The organism is Streptomyces sp. NPDC048434, assembly GCF_043200375.1.
Taxonomy (GTDB): domain Bacteria; phylum Actinomycetota; class Actinomycetes; order Streptomycetales; family Streptomycetaceae; genus Streptomyces.
The window spans coordinates 1-20571 of sequence record NZ_JBICXQ010000012.1; the positions used below are offsets into that span (position 1 = coordinate 1).

At 71.9% G+C, this 20571-nt stretch carries 19 protein-coding genes; 9 read left to right on the top strand and 10 right to left on the bottom strand.

The features are described from left to right. Positions 1-100: 100 nt before the first annotated feature. Both ACGFWI_RS15925 and ACGFWI_RS15930 read right to left on the bottom strand, forming a co-directional pair. On the bottom strand, positions 101-1147 hold the full coding sequence (locus ACGFWI_RS15925; RefSeq protein ID WP_393906533.1) for a hypothetical protein: 1047 nt from the start codon (positions 1145-1147) through the stop codon (positions 101-103). 155 nt (positions 1148-1302) lie between these two features. After that, a complete protein-coding gene (locus ACGFWI_RS15930; RefSeq protein WP_393906534.1) occupies positions 1303-1773 on the bottom strand; it encodes a hypothetical protein in 471 nt (156 codons plus the stop codon). Between the two features lie 108 nt (positions 1774-1881). On the opposite strand from ACGFWI_RS15930, the gene ACGFWI_RS15935 reads away from it, so the two are divergent. The 3 genes from ACGFWI_RS15935 (at position 1882) to ACGFWI_RS15945 (ending at position 7495) form a co-directional block, all read left to right on the top strand. Continuing rightward, positions 1882-3792 (top strand): serine/threonine-protein kinase, encoded by a 1911-nt coding sequence (locus tag ACGFWI_RS15935; RefSeq protein ID WP_393906535.1) that lies wholly within the window; start codon positions 1882-1884, stop codon positions 3790-3792. 131 nt (positions 3793-3923) lie between these two features. After that, positions 3924-5624, top strand: coding sequence for a succinic semialdehyde dehydrogenase (locus ACGFWI_RS15940; protein ID WP_393906536.1), 1701 nt, complete (start codon positions 3924-3926; stop codon positions 5622-5624). Positions 5625-5644: 20 nt separating this feature from the next. Then, positions 5645-7495 (top strand): GMC family oxidoreductase N-terminal domain-containing protein, encoded by a 1851-nt coding sequence (locus ACGFWI_RS15945; RefSeq protein ID WP_393906537.1) that lies wholly within the window; start codon positions 5645-5647, stop codon positions 7493-7495. A 124-nt stretch (positions 7496-7619) separates the two neighbouring features. Here the strand turns inward: ACGFWI_RS15945 and ACGFWI_RS15950 are convergent, their stop codons facing one another. Together ACGFWI_RS15950 and ACGFWI_RS15955 are read right to left on the bottom strand one after the other, a co-directional pair. Further along, a complete protein-coding gene (locus ACGFWI_RS15950) occupies positions 7620-8717 on the bottom strand; it encodes an LAETG motif-containing sortase-dependent surface protein (RefSeq protein ID WP_393906538.1) in 1098 nt (365 codons plus the stop codon). A gap of 906 nt (positions 8718-9623) precedes the next feature. Continuing rightward, a complete protein-coding gene (locus ACGFWI_RS15955) occupies positions 9624-9920 on the bottom strand; it encodes a chorismate mutase (protein WP_393906539.1) in 297 nt (98 codons plus the stop codon). A gap of 250 nt (positions 9921-10170) precedes the next feature. Between ACGFWI_RS15955 and guaA the strand changes: the two genes are divergently transcribed. Further along, a complete protein-coding gene (guaA, locus tag ACGFWI_RS15960) occupies positions 10171-11757 on the top strand; it encodes a glutamine-hydrolyzing GMP synthase (RefSeq protein ID WP_393906540.1) in 1587 nt (528 codons plus the stop codon). Positions 11758-11959: 202 nt separating this feature from the next. On the opposite strand, the gene ACGFWI_RS15965 is transcribed toward guaA, so the two are convergent. Then, on the bottom strand, positions 11960-12451 hold the full coding sequence (locus tag ACGFWI_RS15965) for an SRPBCC family protein (protein WP_393906541.1): 492 nt from the start codon (positions 12449-12451) through the stop codon (positions 11960-11962). Between the two features lie 146 nt (positions 12452-12597). Here ACGFWI_RS15965 and ACGFWI_RS15970 point away from each other — a divergent pair, with 146 nt between their 5' ends. Then, a complete protein-coding gene (locus ACGFWI_RS15970; protein ID WP_393906542.1) occupies positions 12598-13383 on the top strand; it encodes a class II aldolase/adducin family protein in 786 nt (261 codons plus the stop codon). 164 nt (positions 13384-13547) lie between these two features. On the opposite strand, the gene ACGFWI_RS15975 is transcribed toward ACGFWI_RS15970, so the two are convergent. Next, on the bottom strand, positions 13548-14129 hold the full coding sequence (locus ACGFWI_RS15975; protein WP_393906543.1) for a lytic polysaccharide monooxygenase auxiliary activity family 9 protein: 582 nt from the start codon (positions 14127-14129) through the stop codon (positions 13548-13550). A gap of 195 nt (positions 14130-14324) precedes the next feature. After that, positions 14325-15083, bottom strand: coding sequence for a hypothetical protein (locus tag ACGFWI_RS15980; RefSeq protein WP_393906544.1), 759 nt, complete (start codon positions 15081-15083; stop codon positions 14325-14327). Between ACGFWI_RS15980 and ACGFWI_RS15985 the strand changes: the two genes are divergently transcribed. After that, positions 15082-15240: a hypothetical protein gene (locus tag ACGFWI_RS15985; RefSeq protein ID WP_164992969.1), complete on the top strand. Its 159-nt coding sequence runs from the start codon at positions 15082-15084 to the stop codon at positions 15238-15240. The two genes, ACGFWI_RS15980 and ACGFWI_RS15985, sit on opposite strands and share 2 nt — an antisense overlap. A 394-nt stretch (positions 15241-15634) precedes the next feature. On the opposite strand, the gene ACGFWI_RS15990 is transcribed toward ACGFWI_RS15985, so the two are convergent. Continuing rightward, on the bottom strand, positions 15635-15937 hold the full coding sequence (locus tag ACGFWI_RS15990) for a hypothetical protein (RefSeq protein ID WP_393906723.1): 303 nt from the start codon (positions 15935-15937) through the stop codon (positions 15635-15637). On the opposite strand from ACGFWI_RS15990, the gene ACGFWI_RS15995 reads away from it, so the two are divergent. From ACGFWI_RS15995 to ACGFWI_RS16005, 3 genes are all read left to right on the top strand, one after another. After that, positions 15824-16252, top strand: coding sequence for a hypothetical protein (locus ACGFWI_RS15995; protein ID WP_393906545.1), 429 nt, complete (start codon positions 15824-15826; stop codon positions 16250-16252). The genes ACGFWI_RS15990 and ACGFWI_RS15995 overlap by 114 nt on opposite strands. Positions 16253-16356: 104 nt before the next feature. Continuing rightward, positions 16357-17634 carry a hypothetical protein gene (locus ACGFWI_RS16000; RefSeq protein ID WP_393906546.1) on the top strand — a complete coding sequence of 426 codons (1278 nt, stop codon included), beginning with the start codon at positions 16357-16359 and terminating at the stop codon, positions 17632-17634. 198 nt (positions 17635-17832) lie between these two features. After that, entirely contained in the window at positions 17833-18378 is a 546-nt protein-coding gene (locus tag ACGFWI_RS16005; protein WP_393906547.1) for a TQO small subunit DoxD, read from the top strand. Between the two features lie 325 nt (positions 18379-18703). Here ACGFWI_RS16005 and ACGFWI_RS16010 read toward each other — a convergent pair whose 3' ends face one another. Together ACGFWI_RS16010 and ACGFWI_RS16015 are read right to left on the bottom strand one after the other, a co-directional pair. Then, complete coding sequence (locus tag ACGFWI_RS16010; RefSeq protein WP_393906548.1) at positions 18704-18931, bottom strand: hypothetical protein; 228 nt, start codon at positions 18929-18931, stop codon at positions 18704-18706. Continuing rightward, a complete protein-coding gene (locus tag ACGFWI_RS16015) occupies positions 18928-20397 on the bottom strand; it encodes a PspC domain-containing protein (RefSeq protein ID WP_393906549.1) in 1470 nt (489 codons plus the stop codon). Before ACGFWI_RS16015 ends, ACGFWI_RS16010 begins: the two co-directional genes overlap by 4 nt. Between the last annotated feature and the right edge of the window lie 174 nt (positions 20398-20571).

A 20571-nucleotide genomic window follows, 5' to 3' on the forward strand; every position in this document is an offset into this window, starting at 1 on the left:
GATGCGCTCACCGATGCCGGGTTCCTCGTACCACTCCATGGCCACCCCCGCGGGAAGGACGTGCCGACCACGCTACGCCCGCGCACGGCGGCCCCGCCCCCTACAACCCCCCGCCCCGCCCCACCGCCGCCGCCCGGACCCCCTCCGTCCGCACCCCGTCGTACGGGCCGAAGCCGCGGCCGGTGGTCAGGACGACCACGGAGGTCATGGCCGCCAGGGCGTAGGCCGTCGTGGCCAGCGACAGGGCGCCCTCGGGGGTCTCGAAGGAGCGGTTGAAGAAGTCCGTCACGGTCAGCCATACGACCGTCCGCACGGTCATGTACAGCTCCAGCACGGCGAACAGCAGGAGCGCGCCGCGCACTTCCCGCCGTCCTTGGAAGGCCAGTACTCCGAGGAGCAGGAGCACGAATACCGAGCCGATGGTGGTGAACTCGTGGGGCGCCGCCAGATCGAGGGTGCGGAGTACCGAACCGTCGACCACCCCGCGCAGATACTGCCCCGTGTCCACCTCGGGGGCCGTCAGAGCGCGGACGGTCCAGCCGATACGGGCCAGACACATCAGCAGGAACAGCACCCCGCAGATCCGGGACGAGCGGCGCCACCAGGCTTCCGGGTCGTCCACCCCCGGGGCGGTCGGGTGCCCGCCGCGCCGGCGCTCGGTGGCCGGGAACAGCGCGAACAGTACGACCAGCGCCACCACCAGCCCCAGACCGCGGGTGGCGAGCACCCAGCCGCCCAGTGAGTCGTTGCTGTACTGGTAGCGGTAGGCGGGGTCGAAGAGGCCCACGCCCTCCCGTAGGGAGACGGCGAGCAGGATGAATCCGGACAGCAGCGCCGCGGAGCGCGCCACCCGTCGCCGGGCCAGTGCCAGCCCTGCGATCACCAGGAACGCAAGGGCGAAGGCCCATTCGTAGGGGCCGAGAATCTGGGCCGTGGGGGAGTCGCCCGGGTTGAACAGGCCCTCCAGGAAGTCCCAGACGTTGCCGTCCCCTTGGGCGATGCCGTAGATCGTCCAGGCGATCAGTACGCCGGAGTAGAGGAGCAGGGACAGGGCCGTCGTCAGATAGGCGCCGCGGTGCTCCGCGGGGGCCCGGCCCGGGTCGGGGCCCGGACGGACATCCACCGTTCCACCGTCCTGCATCACCATGACCGACCCCCGATCCGCCTCTCGTAGCTGCCGTACCGGTCGTTCCCGTACGACAGCCTCACTGTGTCAAGGACGGTGGGAGAGCAGGTGGAGGTTCCACCCCGTGTGTCGTGTGGTCCGTGCGGGTCCCGGGTCGGGTTCCCGGTCCCGGACGATCAGCGCAGATGCCGGGCGGTGGCCGCGACGAAGTCCCGTATGCCCTGGCGGGTGGTGGCCCGCAGTTCGGTGAGGCTCTCCTGGTCGGGGGCCCAGTGCAGCTCGGTCGTGGCTGCCATCACCTGCTCGCTGCGGTCGAGTATCCCCGGGTCGTCGGTCACCATCTGGGCCCGGAACATGGCCTCTTGAGCGGCATAGCGGGTCTTGTACACCTCCTCGCGCAGCTCGGGGGAGTCCTCGTCGCAGCGGTCCTCCTCGTGGAGCACGAACCAGCGGTGGACGAGGACCCGCCGGTAGTCCAGCAGCGCCCCCGCGTAGGCGCAGTACGCATCGATACGTTCCTGCCGCAGCCGCTCCGCGCGGGCGAACTGCTCGCTGCGCTCGGTCGCCCGGCTCTGGAAGAAATGGGTGATGCCGGAACCCAGCAGGGTGCCGATGACGGCCACGACGCTTGCAACAACTGCCTCCATGCGGGCAGTGGATCACGGCGGCCCGGCCCGGCGTCAGGCATCCGCGACGTTGGCCGGTCCCCGAGGGGGCGCTCTTCCGGTGGAGGGCCGGTGCGGCAAGATGGGTGCATGGGGATCTTCGGGGGCGAGGGCCGACTGATCGGTGGCCGGTACCGCCTGGGAATACGGCTCGGCCGCGGCGGAATGGGCACGGTCTGGCGGGCCACCGATGAGCTGCTGGGCCGCCAAGTGGCAGTGAAAGAGTTGCATTTTGATGACGGCACGGCGGAGTCCGAGTCGCGGGTGCAGCGCGAGCGGGCGATGCGGGAGGCGCGGACGGTCGCCGGGATCAAGCACCCGAATGTGATCGTCGTGCATGACGTCGTCGAGCAGGACGGCCGGCCGTGGATCGTGATGGAGCTGGTGGAGGGCCCGTCGCTGGCCGACCGGCTGCAGAGCGGCGGACCGGTCGCGCCGCGCGAGGCCGCCCGGATCGGTATCGCACTGCTGGGCGCGCTGCGGGCCGCGCACACCCGCGGGGTGCTGCACCGCGACCTCAAGCCCGCCAACGTCCTGATGGAGTCGGGCACCGGCCGGGTCGTGCTCACCGACTTCGGTATCGCCCAGGTGCCCGGCGTCACGACGCTGACCGATGCCGGCGGCTTCGTCGGCTCGCCCGAATACACCGCGCCGGAGCGGATGTCCGGCCGCGGCACCGGCCCCGAGGCCGATCTCTGGTCGCTCGGGGTGCTGCTGTGCGCCGCGCTCAGCGGTGACTCGCCCTTCCGTCGCGACTCGTTGGGCGGTGTGCTGCATGCCGTCGTGTACGAGGAGATCGAACTCCCGGAGGCGGCACGGGCGTTGCACGCCGTCGTCGAGGGGCTGCTGGAGCGCGATCCGGAGCGCCGGCTGGGTGTCGCCGAGACGGAACGGCTGCTGCGTGGCTATCTGCAGTCGGGCCGCGCCCCGGAGCGCGGGCCGGGCGTCCACGGGCCCGGCCGCGGCCACGGGGGCGGCGGGGCCGCGGGCATCGCCGCCGAGGCCGTGGCGGGCGCGAGCGGACCGGCCGGACCCGGCCCCGGGGGGCCGCACGCCCCGCACCACTCCGAAGCCGACGTCCACGCCTCCCCGCACGACGGCCCCGGCGACGGCCTGCCCAGCGAACACCCGCCCAGCGAGGACCCCGTGGCCGCCGGTACGCCGCCCGCGGTCCCGTCCGCTCCGGGCCGCGCCCCCGCCGGAAGCGGCGCCGGGGGGCCGGGCGGGCGCGCGGGCGGCCGGGCCCCGGGCCTGCCGATCCGTGCGGCGCTCGACGACCGGGCGCTGGCCGCGGCCGCCCGCCCGCACACCGGCCGCCTCCGCACCGTCCTGCTGGTGACGCTCGCGGTGGTGGTGATCGGCGGCGTGGGCGCGGGCATCGCGGTCCTGCTGATGGACCGGAACGGGACCGACGACGGCACCGGCCGCCGGTCCCCGCAGGCCTCGGGAGCGGGATCGGCACGCAGCCCTCGCCCCGACAGTGCGAAGCCCAGCCTCACGGGCACCTCCTCGCCTTCGCCAGGGACCACCGGTTCACCAGGGACCACCGGCAAGGTCCCCGCCGGATACCGCCTCGTCCACGACCCGGCCGGCTTCGCGCTCGCCGTACCGGACGGCTTCACCCGCTCGTACGAGAACGACCGCGTCTACTACTCCTCCCAGGGCAGACGGTTCCGGATCGGCGTCCAGCTGCAGAAGCGGGTGCCGGACGGGCCGCTGGGGGCGATGCGTACGGCGGACGCGGAGGGGCCCGCCCACTACCCCGGCTACCGCCAGGGGCAGGTCGTCGAGACCACCCACAACGGGCTCCGGGCCGGGCGCTGGGAGTTCGTCTGGGACGGCGCTGCGCAGGACGGCGGCGCCCGGTACACCTACGACCTCAGCTGGGACGAGGGCGGCAGGATGATCGACGTGTGGATCTCCTCCCCGGTCGGCTCGCGCACCGAGGCCGCACGGCACTTCGACACCGCGCTCGACGCGTTCCGGCTGACCGGGTCCTGACCCCACGGCCCCCTGGTCGCACCAGACCAGCCCCCTTGCGGCCAGCGAACACTGGCACGATTGTGCGTAGGGCGTGAAAACTCATTACTCCCGGGTACACAAAGCGTCCTGGGAGGAATACGCTCGCCGACATGACGGACTCGCAGGACACCGGAACAGCAGCCTCCGCCCCCGCCGAGGCCCCCGAAGAGGCCCCGGCCGCGGTTTCCGCAGCCACCGCCCCCGCCGAGGCCCCCGCCGCGCCCACCGAAGGCAACCCGGTCGCCCCCGCCCCGGCGGGCGCCCGTACCGCCGCGGACGTGGTCACCCCCGAGGTCGCCGCGCGGCTCACCCGTGGTGTCGTCGGCAGCGGACGCACGGCCAACCACACCCCGTTCACCGGGGAGAAGCTGGCCGACCTGCCCGAGTCCACCCCCGAGGACGTCGCCACCGCCTTCGAGCGGGCCCGCGCCGCCCAGGAGCGCTGGGCCAAGGTCCCGGTCAAGCAGCGCGCCGCGGTCCTGCTCCGCTTCCACGACCTGGTGCTCAGCCGCCAGGCCGAGGTGCTCGACCTGATCCAGCTGGAGACCGGCAAGGCGCGGCTGCACGCCCATGAGGAGGTGCAGGCGGTCACCGTCACCGCCCGCCACTACGGCCGCAAGGCCCAGGCCTACCTCAAGCCCAAGGCGCGCACCGGTGTCGTACCGACCCTCACCAAGGTCACCGAACTCCGCCAGCCCCGCGGCGTCGTCGGGCAGATAGCCCCCTGGAACTACCCCTTCGAGCTGTCCGTGGGCGATGCCCTGCCGGCCTTCGTCGCGGGCAATGCCGTCGTCATGAAGCCCGACACGGAGACCGCGCTGACCGCGCTGTGGGCCCGTGAGCAGCTCATCGAGGCCGGGCTGCCGGAGGACGTCTGGCAGGTCGTGCTCGGCGAGGGCCCGGTCGTCGGCCCCGCCGTTGTCGAGCACGCCGACTACGTCTCCTTCACCGGCTCGACCCGTACGGGTCGCGAGGTCGCCCAGGGCGCCGCCGCCCGGCTGGTCGGCGTCTCGCTCGAACTCGGCGGCAAGAACGCCATGTTGGTGCTCCAGGACGCCGATGTGGAGAAGGCCGCCGCCGGCGCCGTCCGCGGCTGTTTCTCCTCGGCCGGCCAGCTGTGCATCTCCATCGAGCGGCTGTACGTCCACGAGTCCATCGCCGACGACTTCCTCCAGCGCTTCGCCGCCCGTACGAAGGCGATGCGGCTGGGCAACGCCCTCGCCTACGGGGCCGACATGGGCTCGCTGGTCGGCGAGCGCCAGCTGGAGACGGTCACCCGCCATGTCGAGGAGGCCGTCGCCAAGGGCGCCGAGCTGGTCGCCGGCGGCCGCCCCCGCCCCGACATCGGCCCGCTCTTCTACGAGCCGACCATCCTCGACGGCGTCCAGGCCCCGATGGCGGTCTGTGGCGAGGAGACCTTCGGCCCGGTCGTCTCGATCTACCGCTTCAGCGACGAGGACGAGGCGGTGGCCCTTGCCAACGCCACCCCGTACGGGCTGAATTCCAGCGTCTGGACGAAGGACGGCCGCCGCGGCCGTGCGGTCGCCGCCCGGCTGCGTACCGGCACCGTCAACGTCAACGAGTCCTACGCGGCCGGCTACGGCAGCGTGCAGGCGCCGATGGGCGGCATGGGGGACTCGGGCCTGGGCCGCCGGCACGGCTCCGAGGGCATCCTCAAGTACACCGAGGCGCAGACCGTCGCCCAGCAGCGTCTGATGCCGCTCGCGCCGTCCTTCGGGATGACCGATGAGAAGTACGCACAGTTCATGACCCGCAGCCTGCGCGCGATGAAGGCGTTCCGACTCCGCTAACAAATCAGCAGGGAGAGCCAGTGCCCCAGGAGAACTCTGCCCGAAATCAGGACCGGTACGGCGACCGGGACGCCCAGGACGGTGGCTACGACTACGACGTGCTCGTCGTCGGCTCCGGCTTCGGCGGCTCGGTCTCCGCGCTCCGGCTGACCGAGAAGGGCTATCGCGTCGGCGTCCTCGAAGCCGGCCGCCGCTTCACCCGGCAGACGCTGCCGAAGAACTCCTGGGACATCCGCAGCTATCTGTGGGCCCCGGCGCTCGGCTGCTACGGCATCCAGCGGGTGCATCTGCTCGGCAACGTCATGGTGCTCGCCGGCGCCGGCGTCGGCGGTGGGTCGCTCAACTACGCCAACACCCTCTACGTCCCGCCTAAGCAGTTCTTCGACGATCAGCAGTGGGCCCATATCACCGACTGGCACGCGGAGTTGGCGCCGTACTACGACCAGGCCCGGCGGATGCTCGGGGTGCGCCTCAACCCGACGATGACGCCCTCCGACGTCCACCTCAAGGAGACCGCGGAGAAGATGGGCGTCGGCGACTCCTTCCATCTCGCGCCGGTGGGCGTCTTCTTCGGGGACGGACGGGACGCCGTCAGCGGGGAGGAGACCGGGACGTCGAAGACCGCACCGGGCACCGAGGTCCCCGACCCGTACTTCGGGGGCAAGGGCCCGGCCCGTAAGGCGTGTACGGAGTGCGGGGAGTGCATGACCGGGTGCCGGCACGGCGCCAAGAACACCCTCAACGAGAACTATCTGCACCTCGCGGAGCAGGCTGGGGCCGTCATCCACCCCATGACCTCGGTCGTCACCGTCACCGACGACTCCCGCGGCGGTTTCGCCGTCGCCACCCTGCCCACCGACAACAAACGCACGGGCGGGGGCCGCACCTTCACCGCCCGCCGGGTCGTCATCGCGGCCGGTACGTACGGCACCCAGACCCTGCTGCACAAGATGAAGGACAGCGGGCTGCTCCCCGGCCTCTCCGCCCGGCTCGGCGAGCTGACCCGGACGAACTCCGAGGCCCTGGTGGGCGCACAGACCGACAACCGCCGCTACCGCAAGCGGCACGGCACCAAGGCCGACTTCACCCGCGGGGTCGCGATCACCTCGTCGATCCACCCCAACGCCAACACCCACATCGAGCCAGTCCGTTACGGCAAGGGCTCCAATGCGATGGGCGCCATGTCCATCCTCCAGGTACCCCTCGCCGGACGCGGCTCGCGCGCCGGCCGGTGGGCCGCGAACTGCCTACGGCACCCGCTGCTGCTGCTCCGGTCGCTCTCCAACCGCCGCTGGTCCGAGCGGACCATCATCGGCCTGGTGATGCAGTCGCTGGACAACTCCCTGACGACCTACCGCAAGCCGAGCGGCATCGGGAAGGGCCTGCTCACCGCCCGCCAGGGCCATGGCGCGCCGAACCCCGAGCAGATCCCCGAGGCGACCGAGGCCGCCACCCTGCTCGCACAGGAGATCAACGGCTTCGCGGGCAGCAATGTCGGCGAGCTGATGGGGACCCCACTGACCGCGCACTTCCTGGGCGGCTGCCCCATCGGCGAGGACGCCGATCACGGCGTCATCGACCCGTACCACCGCCTCTTCGGCTACCCGGGCATCTCGGTCGTCGACGGCGCCGCGGTCTCCGCCAACCTCGGCGTCAACCCGTCCCTGACCATCACCGCGCAGGCCGAGCGCGCGATGTCGCTGTGGCCCAACAAGGGCGAGCCGGACCCGCGCCCCGCCCAGGGCCGGGCCTACCGGCGGCTGGCGCCCGTCGAGCCGGTCCGCCCCACCGTCCCCCCGAAGGCGTTCGGCGCGCTGAACCTGCCGTTCCTGGCCGTCCCGCCGGTGCCGCCGAAGAAGTCCCTGACCTAGGGCGTTTCCGCAACGTCCCGCCCGGCCCGACGGGTCATGGCCGGGGCGCGGCACTGGCGACGGCTACGACGAAGGGCCGCACCGTCCCCGAGTGCGGCCCTTCTGCTCTGCCCTGCGCCGGCCGTTACGCGGCGGCGCCACCGTCCGTCTTACGGCGACGGACGACGAAGAGCGCGCCCGCGCCGACGACCATGGCGACACCGCCCACGAGGCCGATGGTCGGCAGCGCGGAGGACGCACCGGTCTCGGCGAGGTTGCCGGTCACCGGCAGCTTGTCCATGCCGTCCTTCGGCTTGGTGGTGTTGACCGGCTTCCCGCCGCCCTGCGTACCGGGCTTGTTGCCGGGCTTGCCGGGCTTGGCCGGCGGGATCTCGCCCGGCTTGCTGCTGGCCGGCAGGATCGTGAAGTCGTACCACTGCTCCTCGGACCAGCCGCAGGAGCCGTCCTTGTTCTGGTAGTCGCCCGCCACCAGCGCGAAGCCGTCACCGGCCTTGGCGCCCTTGTCGGCGCGGATCCGCAGCTTGAGCTCCGCGGTCTGGTGCGCGTCGAGCTGGAACCAGCCGAAGTACTGGCCGTCGGTCCACTCGTCGAACGAGGTCCACTTGCCGGTGTCGGGGTTCTGGTACTCCAGGTCGAGCTGCGACTTGGGGTGGTCGATGTTCCCGGTCGGCACCGCGTAGATGACCGGGTAGACCTCGTCCAGCGCGTGGTCCGTGGTGTTGGCCAGGTGCACGCTGAAGCCCTTCCAGCCGCCGCCCGCGACGAGCTTGGAGGGCAGGTGGGCGACGGTCACCTTGATGGCGGCGTCGTCGACCTTGCAGTCGGGCTCGTCCCCGGGCTCGGCCGGCTTGGTGGGCTTTGCCGAGGTGGTGGGCTTGGGAGCGTCGCCGGGCTTGGTGTCACCGCTTGGGGCGGCCGGGTCGGACACCGTGGTGCCGTCACCGTTCCCGGTCTCCTCGCCGGGCTCGGTGCCGTCGCCCGTCGCGTCGTCGCCTGTCGTGCCGCCGTCCGACGTGGCCTCGTCACCGGCGCCCGGGGTCTCCGGCTGTGTGGCGGTGTCGTGGGACTGCTCCGGGCCGGGGGTGCCCGGGGTCGGTCCGGCGCTCGCGCCGGACTCGGTGCTCTCGGGACCGGTCGCGAACGCGGCAGGGGCCGCCATGAGGGCGGCGGGGGCTATGACGGCCGTTGCGGCGGCAGCCGTCAGGGCACGGCGAAGCTTCATCGAGAAGACCTCTCGGGTCCAAAGTGCCGTTGGGCGGCACAAGTGGGTGCGGGCCGTCGCGGTGGGGCGCGGTATGGCCGTGCGATTGCAGGTACATGACCGGCCATGGCCGAAAAAGGTTGTCTACTCAACAACAAATGCTGTCGTGATGCCGATCACATCCGTCACAGCAGCCTCACAGGATTTACAAAGACCGCGCACAGGACAGGTTCCGCGACGACCGTGCGCCGGGCGCACCCCCCCGCATAGCGAAGGGCCCCGGATACCGTCCGCGAGGGGGGTTGCGGACGGCCACGGGGCCCTTTGCTTTCGGTGCCGGCGTCAGGGCAGCGCCGGCACCGATCGGCGGCGCTGGGGGGGGGTAGCGCCGCTGGCTTTTGGGTGGTGCGTGATGGTGCGCATGCCGCGGTGGTCGGACCAATGGCAATGCAAGGTCCGTACCGGATGCGGTACGTCGTTCGTCAAGCATCGTCCTGGATACGCCTCACCTGGCGCAACCGTTTCGACCGGATGCGGTCGGTCCCGGGCGTCCCCAGGACCGACCACCCCATCGGATGTGACCGGGCTGCTGTCCCCTGCTGACCGGCCACGCAACCGGAGCGAGGTCCCACGACGCGGACCGCGGCAAGCGGCCGGCGTCTCATCGCTCCGGGTTTCCGCCCGTGGGGCGGCGTCTACGCGTAGTCCTGCAGGCCGCGCCTGGCTGGCGTGGCACCGGGAACAACGAAGCCTTGCAGCGGCCGGTCACGCGCCGTACGGGTGAGTCGGCAACCGAACGCGGATCCGGCAGCTGCGCCGGGGCGCGTGCGCCCGCGCCACGCGCCCCGACCAGCCCGGAAACCGACCGAATACCGTCCAGAACCAGCCATGGGGGCCTCGGGTGTGCCCGCTGTCTTCCATGCCGCCTCAGATCTGGCCGCGGGACAGCTCCAGCAGGGTCATCGCCAGTGCGGTGCCCGGCTTGCCGAGCTGGGCGCGGTAGTGGGCGAGGATCTCCATCTCGCGGGAGAGGTTCACCCGACGTCCGCCGGAGGTGAGGCGCTCGCGCTGGATGACGGCCGAGACGGCCATCCGTTCCTGGACGAGGCCAATGATCCGGCCGTCGAGATCATCGATCCGCTGCCGTGCGTCCTGGATGATCCCGGCCGCCTCGGGGGTGTGGGCGCCGGTGGCGGGAGCGGGGGTGGTGGTCTGGGGGCTCATGTACGTATCTCCTGGGGTGAGTGGCCCCGGAGCCGATGATCGGTCCCGACAGACGCAGGCGCCCCGGACCATTTCGGCCCGGGGCGCCTGGGAAGTTGCTTGTCAGTGGATCAAGCAGCACGACCATGGCAGCCGGACGGGCCGGTGCCATAGGTAAAGACGAAGGTCAGCTGCTTGGACATAGCGCTCAGTATGAGCCCGTTAGAATCGAAAGTCCAACCCTGCTCCACACCGCCGGAAGGCCGCCGAAGTGCCATCAGCGCCCCCTGCCGCTGCCCCGGACGTCGTCCTCGTAGTCGACTTCGGCGCACAGTACGCCCAGCTCATCGCCCGCCGAGTCCGTGAGGCCCGGGTCTACAGCGAGATCGTGCCGTCCACCACGCCGGTGGCGGAGATGCTCGCCAAGAACCCGAAGGCGATCATCCTCTCCGGCGGCCCCTCGTCGGTCTATGCCGAAGACGCCCCCAGCCTGGACCGCTCGCTGTTCGAGGCCGGTGTCCCGGTCTTCGGCATGTGCTACGGATTCCAGCTGATGGCGACCGCCCTCGGCGGCACCGTCGACAACACCGGAGCCCGGGAGTACGGCCGCACCCAGCTGACCGTCTCCCGCCCCGGATCCACCCTCTTCGAGGGCACCCCCGCCGAGCAGTCGGTGTGGATGTCCCACGGCGACGCCTGCTCCGCCGCCCCCGAGGGCTTCTCGGTCACCGCGTCCACGGACGTGGTGCCCGTCGCCGCCTTCGAGAACGACGAGAAGAAGCTCTACGGCGTCCAGTACCACCCCGAGGTCATGCACTCCACGCACGGCCAGCAGGTCCTGGAGCACTTCCTCTACCGAGGTGCGGGCATCGAGCCGAACTGGACCACCACCAGCGTGGTCGAGGAGCAGGTCGCCGCGATCCGCGCCCAGGTCGGCACCAAGCGCGCCATCTGCGGGCTGTCCGGCGGCGTGGACTCCTCGGTCGCCGCCGCCATCGTGCAGAAGGCCATCGGCGACCAGCTGACCTGCGTCTACGTCGACCACGGGCTCCAGCGCAAGGGCGAGTCCGAGCAGGTCGAGAAGGACTTCGTGGCTGCCACCGGCGTCCAGCTGAAGGTCGTCGACGCCGAGGAGCGCTTCCTGACCGCGCTGGCCGGGGTCAGCGACCCCGAGCAGAAGCGGAAGATCATCGGACGCGAGTTCATCCGCGTCTTCGAGCAGGCCCAGGCCGAACTGGTCGCCGAGGCCGGCGCCGAGGGCGAGGAAGTGGCCTTCCTGGTCCAGGGCACGCTCTACCCCGACATCGTCGAGTCCGGCGGCGGCACGGGCACCGCCAACATCAAGTCGCACCACAACGTGGGCGGACTCCCCGACGACATCGAGTTCGAGCTCGTCGAGCCGCTGCGGCAGCTGTTCAAGGACGAGGTCCGGATGGTCGGTTCGGAGCTCGGCCTGCCGGACGAGATCGTCCAGCGCCAGCCGTTCCCCGGCCCCGGCCTGGGCATCCGGATCGTCGGCGAGGTCACCAAGGAACGCCTGGACCTGCTGCGCGAGGCCGACGCCATCGCCCGCGAGGAGCTGACGGCGGCCGGTCTGGACCGTGAGATCTGGCAGTGCCCGGTGGTCCTGCTCGCCGATGTCCGCTCGGTCGGCGTCCAGGGCGACGGCCGTACGTACGGCCACCCGATCGTGCTGCGCCCGGTGTCCTCCGAGGACGCGATGACCGCGGACTGGACGCGGATGCCGTACGAGGTGCTGGCGCGGATCTCCACCCGCATCACCAACGAGGTCGCCGACGTCAACCGCGTCGTCCTCGACGTCACCAGCAAGCCCCCGGGCACCATCGAGTGGGAGTGATCCCGCCGGCCGTGCGGGAGTGATCCCGCCGACCGCCCGATGATGCCGCCGCTCGGTCTGTCCGAGCGGCGGCGTTGTCGTTGGGGGCGAACGGCGAACGGCGAACGGCGAACGGCGAGCTGCGGGCTGCGAACGGCGGCCGGGGCGTGGGGTGGCCGCGGCGGTGGCCGGCCGGCCCGATGACGTGGCCGGGGGGCGTGCCTCAGTCCCGTACGGCCGAGGCCAGCCGCTCCAGCGTCGTGGCCATCGCCGGGCCCATCCGCTTCGGGAAGCCGGGGAGTTCGATGACGAGGCGGGGGAGCCGGGCGCGCGACCAGTCGTAGGTGTGGGTGACCCGGGTGGTTCCGCGGCCCTCGGTGCCGTCCGCGCCGCCGGCGTCTTCCACCGGGGTCAGCTCATAGCGCCAGCGCTGCCCTCCGACGAGCCGCCGGCCGCGGAACTCGCCCCAGGTCTCCCAGGCGATCAGCCGGTCCTTCTCGTACTCCACCACGACGTTCACCGACCGGTACGCGACGCGCCCCTGCGCCATCCCCATGCTGAACCGGTCGCCCGGACCCAGCCGCGACGGGCCCTCCGGGCGGCCGCGCAGCATGCCCGAGCCGTCCAGCTCGGCGTGCCTGGCCGGGTCCCGGAGGACGGCGAAGAGCTGCTGCGGTGTGGCGTCGATGCCCTTGCTGACCGATATGGCCCTCATGATCGTGCCCCCTCTGGTCCCGTTCTGGTGCCCTCATCATGCAGGTCCGGTCATTCGTGCCGGTCGCGGCCCTGGTTACCTGGGGTAGTGGAAGGTAGCTTCCGCATCGAGCATCAAGTGCCGTATGCGCCAGGAGGAGAGCCGCGATGCCCGAGCCGAGCCCCATACCCACCGATCAGCTGCAGTTCGCGATGCCGCCGACGCATCAGACCGTCGAGGACGAGCGGCGCCACCGCAAGGAGCGCCTGGTCGCGGCACTGCGCCTCTTCGGGCGCTACGGCTTCGAGGAGGGCGTCGCGGGCCATATCACCGCGCGCGACCCGGAGTTCCCCCACTGCTTCTGGGTCAACCCCTTCGGGATGTCCTTTCAGCACATCACGGTCAGCGATCTGCTGCTGGTGAACGCGGAGGGCAAGGTCGTCGAGGGCCGCCACCACGTCAACCAGGCGGCGTTCGCCATTCATGCCCAGGTCCACCGGGCCCGTCCCGACGTCATCGCGGCGGCCCACAGCCACTCCACGTACGGCCGGGCACTGTCCTCACTGGGTGAGCTGCTGGACCCGATCACCCAGGACGTCTGTGCCTTCTACGAGGACCATGCGCTCTTCGACGACTACACGGGCGTGGTGGTGGACGAGCAGGAAGGCCGGCGGATCGCGGCCGCCCTCGGGCCGCACAAGGCAGTGATCCTGCGTAACCACGGCCTGTTGACGGTGGGCGACTCGGTGGACGCGGCGGCGTGGTGGTTCCTCACGATGGAACGCTCCTGCCAGGTCCAACTGGCCGCCAAGGCCGCCGGCAAGCCGGTCCTGATCGACCACCACAACGCCGTCCGCACGCGCGAACAGCTGGGCAACGACCTGGTGGCCTGGATCAACTACCAGCCGCTGTACCAGCAGATCGTGCGCAGCGAGCCGGATCTGTTCGGCTAGGGCGGGTCCGCGCAGTCCCGTCGTTCGCCCGCAGGCCAGGCGGAACCCACCGGACACGCCCAGGGCACGTCCGGTGGGTTCCGGGACCGGCCCCCGGTCGGTGGCAGCGCCCGGCCGCCGATGAAGGCGACCGGGCGCCGGCCGAGCTCGGACCGCGCGTTGAGCTATCCGATGTTGAGGTCGATGACCTGGTAGAAGGCGTTGCCGGTGTCGGCGACCTCCCACACCGACAACAGCACGTGGTACCCCTTGCGGTCACCGGGCAGCGTGACGTGGTGGATGGTCGGGTCCTCGGGGAGGAGGTCGTCGGCGCTCCAGTACGGCTGGCCGCTGTTCTGGTAGGTGGCGATCGGCTCCGGGGCGAACTGTGCCCGCGTCAGGCGCGCCCCCGGGTCCCAGCCGCTCTTGGTGAGGAAGTAGTTCCAGCGGCGGGTCTTGTGCGCGGCGTGGTAGTTCCAGGTGATGTCCAGCGCCTGGCCGGCGGCCACCTGGTGCTTGAACCAGTCCTGCTGCGCGTCGGGCTCGTCGAGCTTGGACGCGAAGTCCTTCCCTGCGCTGGCGATCCGGCCGTCCTGGGGCGGCTGGAAGTTGGGGACATCGTCCCGCGCGTACGGGTCGGTGAGGCCGGCATCTTTCGCGGGGAAGAACTTGCCGGCCTCCAGGCCGGCGGCCTGCCAGTCCGCGAGGTGAAGTTGAGCCCTGGACTTGGGGTCGGTCACTGCTCCGTGTCGGGCTTCTCGTGCCACAGCTCTCTCCTTAAACGACGAGAAGGTCGGTATATCGACCCTGTGTGCGCACTGTATCCATGTGGTTACTCATTGTGTCCGTGGAGCGTGACGTGTCCCCGCGAACCACCGGACGGCGCACCCAGGCCGTTCCTTTCGGATCGGCCGGCCGGGCCCGGCGGGACGGACGACTGTCCCGCCGGGCGCGGTCCCGTCTCACAAGTGCGGGAACAGATCGAGGAACGGTGCGGCGGTTGCTGCGATGCCCCGGCTGAAGGGCGCGTCGAAGTCCCAGACGAGGAACAGCAGGAAGGCGATCAACGCGCTGAAGAGCCCGGCCATCAGCAACTCCCGCCCCGAGCGCCGGATCTGCAGGGTGAACATGACGCCGATCGAAATGGCGCCACCGGCGATCAGCCCGAACCACACCACGCCCGGCAGCGTCGAATCGGCCGCGTCCGCACGGGCGGTACGGGCGCCGTCGGCCACCGCGACCTGGTCGACGAGGGGCTGGTAGGACTGCCCTTCGAAGTCGTTGCGCGGGTGGTAGTCGGTGACATCCGCCCGGACCTTCGTCAGCAGGTCGGCGGCGTGCCCGGTCAGTGCCCCCTGCTTGGCCATGACCGGCCACTCCTTGTGCACCACGTAGGACACATACGCGTCGACGTCCGAGCGGATGCGGTCCCGTACCGGCGCGGGGTAGGTCCGTGCCCGCGCGCTGACCTCGTGCAGCGCCTGCGCCTCGGTCCGTACGGTGTCCTCGGCCGCGCTCCTGGCCTCCCAGACACCGGCGATGGCCAGGCCCAGCACGATCGCGTACACCACCCCCACCATCATCGTCAGATACTCGATCACATCGGGCGTTTCGGTCGGGTCGTCGTCCTCACCGACCCGGCGCTCCTTGAGGACGGTGATGGTCAGGACGACGCCACAGGCGACGACGATGGCGATGGTCAGCACCAGCCATTGCGACATGGAGACCTCCTACGAGGAACGGCGCCCGGCGGAACCGGACGAGGAGCTCGAACGGGGACGGAGGGCGGCGCCGGCCAGCACGGCCGGGGCGGTGATCAGCAGGGTCGTGGTCACCACGGAGCGCCCGGCACGCGGTTTGTGGGACACCGGCGCATAGCTGCGGGGCAGGACGGGCGGAGAGGACGCCGGGCGGGGGGTCGGCGGCTTGGGCTTGGGCCTGGGCTTGGGCGGCGGGGCCGCGGGGTGGGTGCGGGGAGCAGGGGGCGGAGGCGGAGGCGGGGGTGGTGGTGTCGGGCGCGGTCTGGGGGCGGGCGGTGGTGGTGGCGCGGGCTTCGGGCTCCGCGGAGGCGGCGCCGGCGTGTGGGGTGGCGGGGGCGGAGGCTTGGTTGCGGTGCAGGGGAAGTGCCAGTGGCGGGGCATGGGAAAGCCGGTCGGTACGTCCACGGGTGGTGCGGTACCGGCATAGGCGCAGTTGTCGCCGGTGGCCGGGTGGTGAAACCGGTCATGGGCGGTCGCCGACGGCGCGGTGACGAGCAGCGCGGCGGCCCCGGTCAGGAGAAGGAAAGCGGCGGCGGCCAGCAGTCCGGCCCCCAGGCGCCGGATGCCGCCGAGGGGGTGAAGGGGGCGGGCTCGGCGTTGATGGGTGTGGTCGTGGGGTGGTGTCCCCTTGTCTTGTTGCTTTTGTGGTCCACCCTGTTCGCCCGGTCCATCCTGTTCGCCCGGTGCAAACGGTCCGCTCGGTGCAACCGGCGCATATCGCGCATCGCCTGCATCGCCTGCATCACGTGCACCCGGTCCACCCGGTCCACCCGGTCCACCCGGTCCACCCGGTCCACCCGGTCCATGTGGTTCATTCGGTTCAGTCAGTGCGTCGGGTCCGTTCGGTTCCGGTGGTCGGTCCAGGTCAACGCGGCTGTGCGATCCGTGAGGTCCGTCTATTTGGAACACGGCGAGAGCTTGCGCAGCGCGCGTGCCAATCAGCCGTCGCCGTGGCCCGGTTCGCCCGAATAGGGGAAGCGCCGGGGTTGCGTGGTCGGCCGCCGGTCAGGTGTGCGGAAGCCTGCGCACACCGGTACGGATATGCCGGGGCGCGTGCGACGGCCGGGCCGCCGCTTGTCGTACGTCAACGCGCCGATGCGCCCGCCACCCGCCACCAGCTGGACGTTTGATGTCCGCCCGACCATTTGGGGCACAATTCGCCTTTGTATAAAACAAGTTGGCGACGAGCGGTGGCGGGGCGGTAACGGACGTGTCGGTTGAGGCGGCGGGCAGGATGGCCGGAACGGGCGAGCCGGGGGACGGCGCGGAGCGCGCCACCGGCGGCGAGTGCCGATGCGGACGGTGCCCGCACGGCGCCCGTGCGGGGCACCGGCAGGCGGTCGCCGCGTTCATCGCGCTGCGCGAGGACTTCGCCGCCGGGCACGGGGTGCCGGCCGGCCTCGCACGCTCGGCCGGCGCGGCCCGGCAGTGGGTCTCCGACGAACTGACGCTGTCCGCACGGGAGGTGGCCAAGCGGGGCGCCGCCGAAGGGGCCGCCTGGCTGACGTCCGTACGGTGGCGCACCCTGCTCGTCGTCTGGGGCGCGGTGATCGCCCTGCTGCTCGGGCAGGCGCTGACCGCCATCGGCGACGGCTGGACGGCGGCCCGTACGGCGGGGCTGCTCGCGGCCGTCGTGCTCGCGCTGGGGCTGACGGCGGCGGCCTGGTGGCACCGCGCGCACGGCGGGGCGCTGGCGCCGCTGATCGGCGAGGACGGGCGGCTGTCCACCTCGCGCGCGGTGGCGTCGGGCTGGGCGGCCGCGGTGCTGTACGCCGTGCTGACGACGGCCGGGCAGCTGGCGACGGCCGCCGCCCCGGGTGAGCGGCGCGCTCTGCTCGGAGGCCTGGAACTCGACCGGTCCGGTGCCCTGTTGGCGATGCTCGCCGTCGGGTGCGGGGTGGCCGTGCTGGCGTACGGGCTGGTGGCCGCGCGGGTGCGGTCGGGGCGGTTGCAGAAGGTTCCCGCGGAGCGGCCACGGGCCGCCGACCTGCTGGCGGACGACGCGGGGCGGGGCAGCTTCCTGGACGTGCAGTACGTCCTGGTGAACGCGGCCGTGCTGGTGTGCGCCCTGGTACGGCTGGCCGGGCGGCCGGGGGAAGTGCCGCAGCTGCCCTGGGGATTGGTGGTGCTCCTCGCACTCTCCGGAGCGACCTATCTGTGGGGGAAGGCGGTGGCGGGCGGGCGCCCGGTGATCCTCTCCGTCGTCCGCGCCCGTGAGCTGGGTGATCTCGCCGCACCGGTCCGTACCGGCGACGACATCGAGATCCGCGGTGCCGGCTTTGTCCCGCCGGGCGCCGGGACGCCCGACCGGCTCGCCCGGACCGTCGTGCGGATCGGCGATGTTCATGTACCCGTCCCCCTGGTTCCAGTGGCCGGTGGCTTCGCCAATCCGAGGGACGGGGTGCTGACCGTCCCGGTACCGGTCGATGTCGAGCCGGGCCGGGTGACGGTCCGGGTGATCACGGCGGCGGGTGTGGAGACGAACGGCTACCCGATCGACGTCCTGGACTGAGGCCGCAGCGGGCGGGGTGAGGATGGCTGCGGGCGGCGCGGAGCGGCCGGTCGCCCTTGCGTGACGATTTTGTGTGCCGCAACCGCCCGAAGTGCATCGCGCCGTTGAACCTCTCGCGCACGTGCGTACGTATCTCCCCACGAGGCGCGGGCGGGGGCACAATCGTCTGCGCCCGGAGGCAATGGAGAGGCGGACGTCATGGTTCACGCGAATCGTACGATCGGTGCCGAATTGGGAGGGGTGGCCGTTGAGAGCTCCGGCGTCGGGTTGCGGGGGCAGCTGGCGCGCAATGCGCTGCTCCCGTTGCGGCTGTTCCTGGGGGCGACCTTCCTCTACGCGGGCATCGACAAGCTGACGGATCCGGCGTTCCTGGCGACCAGTGGCGCGGGGTCGCTCGGTGAAATGCTGCGCCAGGTCCATGACGTGGCGGCGCTGCCGCAGCTCGTGGACCTCGCACAGAAGAGCCCGGTGGGCTTCGGCTATGCCATCGCGGCCGGCGAACTGGCGGTGGGCCTCGGGACCCTCGTGGGGCTGCTGGGGCGGCTGGCGGCCCTGGGCGGGGCGCTGATCGCGCTGACGCTGTGGCTCACCGTGAGCTGGGCGACCACGCCGTACTACTACGGCAATGACCTCGCCTATCTGATGGCCTGGGTCCCGCTCGTACTGGCCGGCACACCGAGGTACTCCCTGGATGCCGCCCTGGCGAACCGACGCAAGCGGCATGGGACGCAGCTGTTCGGCTAGGCCGTCTCTTGCGGATCAGCGCGGGCCCGCGACGCCTGGCACGGCCCCGCGCCGCGTAGTCGCCTCGCCGCGTTGTTGTCTCGCCCACGGACACTCGGTCCGCGGGCGGGGCTGCTTTGCCGTGCAGCTTTGCCGTGCAGCCCGGCATCCGGAGGGCCTATGAGGTGAGGACGGCGCCCTGCGGCTCGGACGGATCGGTGCAGCTCGGACGGCTCGGACAGCGCGGTGCGGCTCGGACGGCTCGGACGGCTCGGCCGATGCGGTGCGGCCGCTCGGTCTTTCCGCGGCGGCGTGAGGCCGGGCCGGTCACGTGAGGCCGGGCCGGTCAGGGGTGCGGCAGGGGTGGCGCCTCGGTGTGCGGTGTGTCGCGGCGGGCCGTGGTCCGGAAGGCGGCAGTGAGGCCCGAGAGGAGCAGGCCGGCGGGGAGGGCGAGGAAGAGCCAGAGTCCGGGAGCCTCCCAGCGGCCGAGGGCGTCGAGACCGTAGCCCGTGCCGACGGTCAGGGCGGTGAGGCCCGCGATCAGGCGGGCCGGTTCGAAGCGATGGCGCTTCACTGGGGGGCTCCCTCGGGGGTCGGGGCGGTCGGCGGTGCGGGCGGCGCCGGGGCGGGTATCGACGGGGCGGAGGCCGGTGTCGCGCGCTGGATGACGATCTGTCCCGCGCCGAGTTCGAGGTCCAGATCCAGCGAGCCGCGCGGCTTCTCGCCCCTCTTGAGGCCGTCGGCCGGCAGCGTGATGGTCCGCTGGTCGCCTCCTGCCGAGAGGTCCATGTCGTGCGGCGATTCCCCGGGCAGCTGGATGTCGCCGAGGCCGAGGGAGATATGGAGGCGGGTGGTGACGCCTTGCGGCAGCGTCACCTGGAGGCGGCCGAGGCCTACTTCCGCGGTGGTGTGGACGGTACGGCCGCCCTTGACGGGCAGGTCGCCGAGGTCCAATGACCCTTCTCCCGAACCGATCTCGTAATGCGGGCGGACGGCGGCGAGGGTGGTGGGGGTCCAGGTGTGCTTCTGCCAGTCGGTGGTGATGTTGTCGGGCAGGGCCGTCGCGGCCGCCAGCAGCAGCGCCGTCAGCACCACCATGAAGACCGTGCCGCCGCCCGTCCGCCCGAACCAGGCGCTGAGTACGAGCCCCAGACCGAAGACGGCCAGCGCACACGCCAGCCCTGCCTGGAGGGAGGGTGCGAAGCCGTCCTGGCGGAAGACGGTGTGGGCGGTGGTGCCGCCGGCGAGCAGCGCGAGCAGGAACGTCCAGCCGCCGATCGGGCGGCCGATGCGGCGGGTTGCGCGCGGGGCGCGGTCGGGAGGTGCGCCGTGCGGAGGCGGGCCGGGCGGGCCGCCCGCGTCGGACGAGGAGTGAGGCCGGTCGGCGGCCGCCGTGCCTGCGCCGTGCTCGTAGCGGTAGGCGATGTCCAGCGGGAGCGGGGTGTTCTCGGGTCCCCACAGATAGCCGGGGCCGCCCGCCTCCCCGGAGCGCTGGTTGCGCCACCAGGAGGGGCTGGTCGGCACCGGAGGGGCCTTGGTCTCGGGCGGGGCGTCGGCGACAGCCTGGGCGGTGGCGGCGTCCACCGACTCCGGGCCCCTGGTCTCGACCTCCCGGCGCCGCCGCGACCAATAGGCGGAACCGGCCGCCGCCAGCGTCAGCATGATGGCGAAGGACATCATGCTGCCCTTGGCGAGGGTCGTCAGGAACAGTCCGCAGCCGACCAGCGCGAAGAGCAGGGCCGTCAGCGCGGAGCCCTCGACACGGCCGGAGAGCAGCCGGCGGCCCTCGTTCTCGTCCTCGCCGTCGAGGGGGATGAGCAGCCAGGCGAAGCCGTAGACGATGAGGCCGACGCCGCCGACGGAGAGCACGGCGAGCACGATCCGGAAGATCACCGGGTCGAGATCCCACTGGCGGCCCAGCCCGCCGCACACTCCGCCGATCACCTTGTGCCGCCGGCTGCGGCGCAGCGGGGCGTGCGACGGGGTGGGGCCGGCGGGGTCGGAGGGTGCCGACTCCTCGACGGGGGCTGCATCGTTCATGGACCCATGGTGACGTGGGCAGCGGAGTCCCGGCATCCGTGGAAACCCTGGCAGATCCCTGAGATTCCCTGATGGCCGCCCCGATATGCCCCAGGGGGGTCCCGAAACCCCTCGTGCCTTCGCATATGCCCCCTCGCTGGGGGCCCGGCCGGAACACGGGCGCGGACGGGCGGT